This window comes from Verrucosispora sp. SN26_14.1, assembly GCF_004307965.1.
Lineage (GTDB): Bacteria > Actinomycetota > Actinomycetes > Mycobacteriales > Micromonosporaceae > Micromonospora.
The window spans coordinates 1-8,242 of the sequence record NZ_SISL01000264.1 but is presented as its reverse complement, the minus strand read 5'-3'; the positions used below and the strand labels follow the sequence as shown (position 1 = coordinate 8,242).

Annotated in this window: 6 protein-coding genes; 1 reads left to right on the top strand and 5 read right to left on the bottom strand. The window is 71.9% G+C overall.

Annotated elements, in window-relative coordinates; all coding sequences use genetic code 11:
• Window positions 1-212 precede the first annotated feature (212 nt).
• The 5 genes from EYA84_RS21000 to EYA84_RS20980 form a co-directional block, all read right to left on the bottom strand.
• Window positions 213-2,291 (bottom strand): carboxypeptidase-like regulatory domain-containing protein, encoded by a 2,079-nt coding sequence (locus EYA84_RS21000; RefSeq protein WP_131054759.1) that lies wholly within the window; start codon window positions 2,289-2,291, stop codon window positions 213-215.
• 139 nt (window positions 2,292-2,430) lie between these two features.
• Window positions 2,431-3,210 carry a LytTR family DNA-binding domain-containing protein gene (locus tag EYA84_RS20995; RefSeq protein WP_131054758.1) on the bottom strand — a complete coding sequence of 260 codons (780 nt, stop codon included), beginning with the start codon at window positions 3,208-3,210 and terminating at the stop codon, window positions 2,431-2,433.
• Window positions 3,207-4,433 (bottom strand): sensor histidine kinase, encoded by a 1,227-nt coding sequence (locus EYA84_RS20990; protein ID WP_131054757.1) that lies wholly within the window; start codon window positions 4,431-4,433, stop codon window positions 3,207-3,209. The genes EYA84_RS20995 and EYA84_RS20990 overlap by 4 nt, the downstream gene beginning before the upstream one ends.
• Window positions 4,434-4,472: 39 nt before the next feature.
• Window positions 4,473-5,984, bottom strand: coding sequence for a sugar transferase (locus tag EYA84_RS20985; protein ID WP_131054760.1), 1,512 nt, complete (start codon window positions 5,982-5,984; stop codon window positions 4,473-4,475).
• A gap of 325 nt (window positions 5,985-6,309) precedes the next feature.
• Window positions 6,310-7,170 carry an Fpg/Nei family DNA glycosylase gene (locus tag EYA84_RS20980; RefSeq protein WP_131054756.1) on the bottom strand — a complete coding sequence of 287 codons (861 nt, stop codon included), beginning with the start codon at window positions 7,168-7,170 and terminating at the stop codon, window positions 6,310-6,312.
• A gap of 24 nt (window positions 7,171-7,194) precedes the next feature.
• On the opposite strand from EYA84_RS20980, the gene EYA84_RS20975 reads away from it, so the two are divergent.
• On the top strand, window positions 7,195-8,242 hold a 1,048-nt coding region (locus tag EYA84_RS20975), incomplete at its 3' end, for a glycosyltransferase family 4 protein (protein WP_131054755.1).

The following is an 8,242-nucleotide window of genomic DNA, read 5'->3' as shown; positions in this document are numbered from 1 at the left end:
CGGTTGAGCAGTGGGTCGGCCATGGCGCGGGCCCTGCCGCTGCCCCGGGCGCCGGGACGGGATCGTCGGCAGCGGCCACCCCGGCAGTCTCGTCCGCCGGACGGGAATGTCAAGAGGGCTGTGCACAACCTGTGGACAACTCGTGCAGCCTGTGGATAACCCGGTGGACGGGGGACGGCGTCGTGCGTCGCCGTCCGCCCGCCACCTCAGGTTCAGCTCGTCGGGATGACCACGTCGACGCTCGTCGACCCGGTCGCGGGCACCGTGAAACGGACCAGCCGAACGACGCCGTCGGAGTCGGCGACCCGGTACCGGCCCGAGTGCATGTCCACCCCGTCCAGCGAGACCTCGTAGCTGAGGAAGACCCGCTGGCGTCCGGTCAGTCGGAGGTCGAACTGCCCGCCGGAGACCAAGCCGCTGCCCGCGATGTCGCCGGTGTCGACGCTGTGCGCCATCACCAAGCCGGACTGGAACGGCCTACCCGTGCCGTCCTTGATCGTGCCGGTGAACTGCGTGCCGGGGCTGAGCGTCGCGTCCAGGGTCGCCGTGGCGTCAGCGGTGACCAGCACCGGAGTGGCCTTGAAGCGGCTGGACGCGCCACCGGACCAGACGGCGGCGTGCGAATCCCCGCCGAACACCACGGGCCACGCGTACGGGCCGAGTCGGGTCAGCGTGTAGCCGCCCTGATCGTCGGTGCGGACGTCCTCCGCGCCGACGCCGGGGTGGCCGGTGAGTACCGATACGTGGACGTCCGCCAGACCCGCGCCGGTCTGCACGTCCGTCACCCGACCACTCACCCGGCCCGCACGGTCGAGTCGGACCACCGGGCCGGTGGACACCTGGCCCAGGTTGGTGGTGACCGTGGCGGCCTCCCGCTCGTCGCCGGTGCCGCCGTCCGGCCCGACCCACTGCCGGCCGTACGTCTGGTTCTGCGGCACGGCGAAGAGCTTGTGCTCGCCAGCCCGCAGCGGTCCGATGTCCACCCGACCGTCGTGGTCGCTGCACTTCGGGTAGCTGTCCAGCAGCAGCGCCCGCTTGTTCGCGAACGCCTCCAGACAGACGCCGGCAAGGGGTGCTCCGGTCTGCCGGTCGACCACCGTGGTGCTGATCGTCGCGCCCGGACTCAGCGCGACGGTCACCTCGGTGGTCTGGTCGGCGCGGATCAGCACACCGCTGCGGTTGCGTGGGAGGTACCGGCCGTCCGGCGTGTAGAGGTAGACGTCGTGCCGCCCCTCGGGGATGTCGGGGATGATCACCGAACCGGTGCCGTTGCTGCACGCATCCATCGCGCAGAAGCGGGCGATCGGCGCACCGGTCACCGAGTCGACCGCCCGGACCCGCAGGGTCCCGGTGCCGAGCAGGGCGTCGGTGATGCTGGTCCGCTCCCCGCCCCGCACGGTGACCAGGTCGGCCTGCTCGGGGACGAGCTTCCCGCGGTAGTACTGCTGGCGGTCGTCCTTGAACACCCCGACCCGGTAGGCGCCGGCGAGCACCTCCAGGTCGAAGGCCCCGTCGGCGTCCGTGTCGGTCCAGCCGGCGTTCTCTCCGTCCGGCGTGTAGAGGTCGACCTGCGCCTCCGTCAACGGTGCCCCGGCGGCGGTGGTGAACCGGCCCGACAGGTTGCCCACCGGCAGCACCGTGTCGTCGGCCACGACCACCGCGTCGGCGGTGACCGCGAAGACACCCGCGCTGCGCAGGCCGAGCTTGCCCGGTACGTACTGGGCCTGCCTGGAGCCCTCGATCGGCTGGAAACTCACCCGGTAGTCGCCGGCGAGCACGGCCATCGCGTACCGCCCGTCGGAGTCGGTGACCGTGTTGGCCCAGTTGGGGGAGCCGATCGGGCGGGCCTCGACCCGTAACCCGGACCGAGGCTCACCAGCGGCGTCCACGATGCGGCCGGTGACCGTGCCGGTGGCCACCAACTGCTCGTCGACGGTGGTGGTGGCGTCTGCGGTCACCACGACCGGATCCGCCTCCCAGGACCGGAACTTCTGTCGGTGGTACTGCTCCGGCCGGTTGGGGGGAAGGTAACCGACGGTGTAGGAGCCGGGCCGCAGCGAGGCGAGAGTGTAGGTGCCGTCGGCGTCGGTCTGGGTTTCGGCGATGGTGGTGAACCCGCCGGTCCGGTAGACCACCACCGGAACGTCCGGTGCGGCGGCGCCGGCACTGGTCGTGAGTCGACCGCTGATCGTGCCGGTGTCGGCCGCCCACGCGGGGGTGGCACCGGGTGCCACGACGGCCACCACGGCGATGCCGGCCAGTACGGCACGGCGAATGAGGGTTAGCTGCATCTGCGTCCAAACGTGAGGGTGCGGGGCGGCCCGTGCAGGCACTGCGCCCGCGCCGGTCCCGCGCCCCGTACCGGACCGGCAGCAGGAGGATAGAGCAGCGACGATTCTCGCGTGGACCGATAAACGGACCGCCGCACGTTCAGCGGCTCCACTCCTGCTTCGCGGCGCGGACCAGCTTGTCCTTCAACTCCCGGATGTGTCGCCGGCTCACCGACAGCTCCGTGCCGTCGACCACCACCACGTACCCGGAGTTGACCAGCCGGAGTTCGGCGATCAGCCGGAGTTGCACCAGGTACGACCGGTGGATCCGGACGAAACCGGCGTCGGCCCAGCGCTCGGCGAGCGTGGCCAGCGACACCCGGACCAGGTGGGCGCCGTCGACGGTGTGCAGCCGGGCGTAGTCGCCCTGTGCCTCCACCCACCGCACCGCCGAACGGGGCAGCATCCGGGTGGTGCCGGCCAACTCGACCGGGATGGTCGGGTCCTCCTCGGCGCGGGCCAGCGCGGCCGGGTGCGACGGCACCACCCGGGAGCCGACCACCCGACGCAACGCCTCGGAGAGCCGTTCGGACCGGACGGGCTTGCGGACGTAGTCGGTGGCGCCGAGGTCGAAGGCGTCGGCCGCGCCGTCGTCGTACGCGGTGACGAAGACGATCGCCGGTGGCCGGGCGAACCGGCGCAGCACCCGGGCCAGCTCCATGCCGTCCAGGCCGGGCATCCGGATGTCCAGGAAGACCACGTCGATGTCGCCGTCGCGGAGCACCCGCAGCGCCTCGGTGGCGTCGCCCGCCGTGTGCAGCCGGGCCACCCGGGGGTCGGCGCGCAGGTGGTACGCCAGCTCGTCGAGCGCGGGCGGTTCGTCGTCCACCGCGAGGACGCGCAGGAAGCCGGGAGCGGCCGGGCCGCCGTTGCCGGTCACGAGCCGGCTCGTACGCCGGGATGGAACTTGGGTACCCGCATGCTCACCTTCGTTCCCGAGCCCAGCCCCGTCTCCACGACGAGGCCGAAGCCGTCACCGAAGACCGACCGGAGTCGCTCGTCGACGTTCGAGAGGCCGACGTGCTGGCCCGGGTCGTCGCCGGGGTCGCCGGTGGCACCGGCCAGCTCGGCGATCCCGGCGGTCAACGTGGCCGGATCCATCCCCACTCCGTCGTCCTCCACCGTGATGTGGCACTCGGCTCCCGCGTCCCGGGCCTCGATGCTCACCATGCCCGTGCCGGGCTTACGCGACAAGCCGTGCCGGACCGCGTTCTCCACCAGTGGTTGCAGGCACAGGAACGGCAGGGTCACCGGCAGCACCTCGGGGGCGATCTGGAGCCGGACCTGGAGCCGGTCGCCGAACCTGGCCCGTTCGATGGTGAGGTAGCGATCGATCGACCGCAGCTCCTCGGCCAACGTGGTGAACTCCCCGTGCGCCCGGAAGGAGTACCTGGTGAACTCGGCGAACTCCAGGATCAGCTCCCGGGCCCGCTCCGGGTCGGTCCGGACGAACGAGCCGATCGCGGTCAGCGCGTTGTAGATGAAGTGCGGGCTGATCTGCGCCCGCAGCGCCCGTACCTCGGCGCGGGCCAGCCGCTCCCGGGACGAGTCCAGCTCGGCGAGGGCGAGCTGGCTGCCCGCCCAGTGGGCGGTCTCCAGGGTGGCCTGCACCAGACCGGGGGCGGGCACGCCGTCGGTGACGGCGACCAGGGCACCGGCTATCCGGCCCTCCGCGCCGGCCAGCGGAGCCACCACCGCACCCCGGACCGGACAGTCGACGCGGTCGCAGAACAGCTCCGCCTCGCCGAGCACCGTCGACCGCTCCGAGGCCACCACCCGCCGGGCCGCCGCGCGTAGTTGGTCCCCGTGGTGGGCGCCCCGCCCGTCCAGGGCGAGCAGGTCGTCGGTGTCGGTCAAGGCCAGCCCCTCGGCCCCGACCAGGGTGCGCAGGTGGCGGGCCGCCTTCGCCGCGCCGGCCGGGTTCAGCCCGGCACGCAGCGGTTCGGCGGCCAACCCGGCGGTGTGCAGCACCTCGTAGGTGGCCCGCTGGCCGGGGGTGGCGATGCCACGTCGACCGCGCAGCCGACCGACGGCGTACAGGGCCCCGGCCAGTACGGCGACCAGGGAGATGACGCCGACGACGGCGGAGAGGTTGCCACCCACGCCGACGATCCTGGTCGTTTCCGGCCGCCGGGCCAAGAGTCAGTACGCGCCCTTGCGGGCCAGCACGACGCCCACGGTGCGCCACAGGATGCTCAGGTCGTACGCCAGCGACCAGTTGTCGACGTAGTAGAGGTCCAGCCGGACGGCCTCGTCCCAGGACAGGTCCGAGCGGCCGGAGACCTGCCACAGGCCGGTCATACCGGGACGGACCAGCAGTCGGCGTCGTACGTCACCGAGGAAGTCGCCGTCGTCGGCGGGCAGCGGGCGCGGTCCGACCAACGACATCTCACCCTTGAGTACGTTGATCAACTGAGGCAGCTCGTCCAGCGACGAGGCACGCAGGAAACGGCCCACCGGGAAGACCCGGGGATCCTGCTTCATCTTGAACAGCATGCCGTCGGTCTCGTTCTGGTCGGTCAGGCTGGCGAGCCGGTCCTCCGCGTCGACGTACATGGTGCGGAACTTCCACACCCGGAACGTCCGTCCCTCGTGCCCCACCCGGGGCTGGCGGAAGAAGACCGGACCCGGGTCGGAGATCCGGATCGCGACGGCGACGGCGAGGAAGACCGGCACCAGCATCAGCAGGCCGAGACCGGCGCCGACCCGGTCCATCATGCTCTTGGCCAGCAGCGCGGGCCCGGAGAGGGTCGGCTCCTCGACGTGCAGCAGCGGCAGACCCTCGATCGGGCGGATGTGCACCCGGGGGCCGGCGATGTCGGTCAACTGCGGGGCCACCACCAGGTCGACCCCGGAGCCCTCCAACTGCCAGGCCAGCCGGCGCAGCTCGCCCGGCTCGGAGCTGGCCGAGCCGCAGACCGCGATGGTGTCGCCGCCGACCTCACGGACCAGCGCCAGTACGTCGCGTCCGGCGTACACCGGGACCGGGGTCTGCACGCCCCGGGCTGCCGCGTACCCGTCGGTGATGTGGATGGCGACCGGGACCAGCCCGGCGGACGGGTTGCGGGTGACCGCGGTGTAGACCTCCAGGCAGTCCGGCAGCGTGCCGACCAGCACCATCCGGTGCGCGGCCTGCTGGATGTTGCGCCGGACCACGTGCAGCACGAAGCGGGCCAGGATCCGGCCCAGCAGGATCAGCAGCAGCGCCATCAGCAGGGCGGTGCCGACGGTGAACCGGGACAGGTCGGTCTTGGTGGCGAAGGCGAGGAACGACACCGTGGCGCAGGCCGTGACCCCGGCGCGGATCACCCGCTTGAACTCGTCCGGCCCGAGCCCGAGACAACGCCGGTCGTAGGCGCCGTTGAACCACAGAACCACCAGCCAGCCCAGCGGCAACAGCAGGAAGGCCACCGTGAAGAACCAGGTCGGGTCGTTCTGCGCGTCGTAGAAACCGGCGGTGGCCTGGTCGAAGCTGTGGATCGCGGTGTAGCTGGAGAAGGCGACGGCGGCGAAGTCCAGCAGCAGCAGGATCGCCGTGTACGGGCGGTGCCAGCGGGAGACGCGTCGCCGCGCCCGCGCCCACGCCGATCGCGGTACGCCGCTGGTGGAGGGTGGGGTCGGCGGCTGGATCTCGAAGCTGTCGACGTGCCGCACGAATCTGCTCCGGCCTTCGTTGGTCACCGGGCGCTGGAGGCTAGTCGTCACCTCACCATGTCCTCCCGCATGACACGTGCCGCTCACTCGCCGTGATGGCCCGCGTCGCCCACCGTTCCAGCTTCCCACGCGGATCCGCGCCCGTCGCGGACCCGGGGGACATTGCGCGACAGACTCGTGTTCGCCTGGGATCTGGCCGACTTCGCGCCGTCCGGAAGCCGGGGACCGGGCCACTATACCGATGGATTGTGGCCCGGGTAGAGCGTGCGAGCGGCGGTTCGACACCCACGTCCGATTCCGCTCCGTAGTCGATGAGCAACGTCACTCACCGTACAAGTCTGGACAGCCGTCGGTCAGCCAGCGGCTTGCCGCCGGTCTGGCAGGTGGGGCAGTACTGGAGGCTCGAATCGGCGAACGAGACCTCCCGGACGGTGTCCCCACAGACCGGGCAGGGCAGCCCGGTGCGGGCGTGCACCTTCAGCCCGGACCGCTTCTCACCCTTGAGTTCCGCGGCGCGCTGCCCCAGCGAACGGGTCACCGCGTCGCCGAGCACCCGCCGGGTCGCCGCGTGCAGCGTCGCCATCTGGTCGTCACTCAGCCGGTCGGTCAGCGCGAACGGCGACAGCTTCGCGGCGTGCAGGATCTCGTCCGAGTACGCGTTACCGACCCCGGCCAGCACGGACTGGTCGGTGAGCACCCCCTTGACCTGGCCCCGGCGGCTGCGCAGCGCCTCGGCGAAGGCGCTCAGGTCGGCGGCGATCGCGTCCGGCCCGAGCTTGGCCACCCCGGGCACCGTCTGCGGGTCGGTCACCAGGTAGGCGGCGAGCTTCTTCTGCGTACCGGCCTCGGTCAGGTCGAAGCCGGAACCGTCGTCGAGGCGTACCCGGAGGGCGATCGGCCCCTTTCCGGGACGAAGCGGGACGGTCGAGGCGAACGCCTCCCGGTAGTGCAGCCAGCCCGCGCGAGCCAGGTGGACCACCAGGTGCAGGCCGCCGTCGAAGACGACGTCGAGGAACTTGCCGTGTCGCCGGGCGTCGGTCACCGTCCGGCCGACGACCGCGCTCGGCGCCGGATCGTACGTCTTCAGGGCGCTGATCGCGGCGACCTCCAGCCGGTCGACACGCCGGCCCACCGCGCGCTGCCGCAGGTAGCCTGCGAGCGCCTCTACCTCCGGTAGTTCGGGCACAGGTCAACGGTAGCCTTCTTTGCCGTGAGAATCGTGGTGGCGCACAACCGGTACCGGGAAGCCCAGCCGTCCGGCGAGAACACCATCGTCGACGTGGAGATCTCCCAGCTCGCCGCAGCCGGCGTGGAGGTGCTGCCGTTCCTGCGCAGCTCCGACGAGATCCCGTCGATGCCGAAGACGGCGAAGGCACTGCTGCCGATCTCGCCGATCTACGCCCCCCGGGCGCAACAGGAGCTGAGTCGGCTGCTCACCGAGCACCGTCCGGACGTGTTGCACCTGCACAACCCGTACCCGCTGCTCTCGCCCTGGGTGGTGCGGACCGCGCACCGGCACGGGGTGCCGGTGGTGCAGACGGTGCACAACTACCGCCAGGTCTGCTCCTCCGGCCTGTACTTCCGCGACGGGGTGATCTGCCAGGACTGCCGGGGCCGGACGCTGGGTGTACCGGCGGTGGTACACCGCTGCTACCGGGGGTCGCGGGCACAGAGCGCGCTGATGGCGACCACCCTGGCCGTGCACCGGGGCACCTGGAAGTCGGTGGACCGGTTCATCGCGCTGACCAGCGCGGTCGCCGACCACCTGCGTGACTACGGCATCCCGGACGAGCGGATCGTGGTCAAGCCGAACGCCATCCCGGACCCGGGCACCCCCGCGCCGCTGGGCCGGGGCTTCCTCTTCCTCGGTCGGCTCTCCCCCGAGAAGGGGCTCGACCTGCTGCTGGAGGCGTGGCGCCGGCACCCGGACGGCGCACTGGGCCCACTGCGCGTGGCCGGTGACGGCGAACTGCGTCCGCTGGTCGAGGCGGCGGCGGCCGAACGCGCCGACGTCACCTTCCTCGGCCCGCTCGACCGGGCCGGGGTACGCGAGGCGCTGAACGCCAGCGCCGTCGTGCTCGCCACCTCCACCTGGCACGACGTACTCCCCACCGTGATCATCGAGGCACTGGCCAGCGGGCGGCCGGTGCTCGGCACCGCGCTCGGCGGCATCCCGTACCTCGTCGGCGCCGACACCCCCCGCGAACCCGCCGGCACCGGCCCTGCCGTGGCCGCCTCGGCAGCCGCCCCGCCCAGCC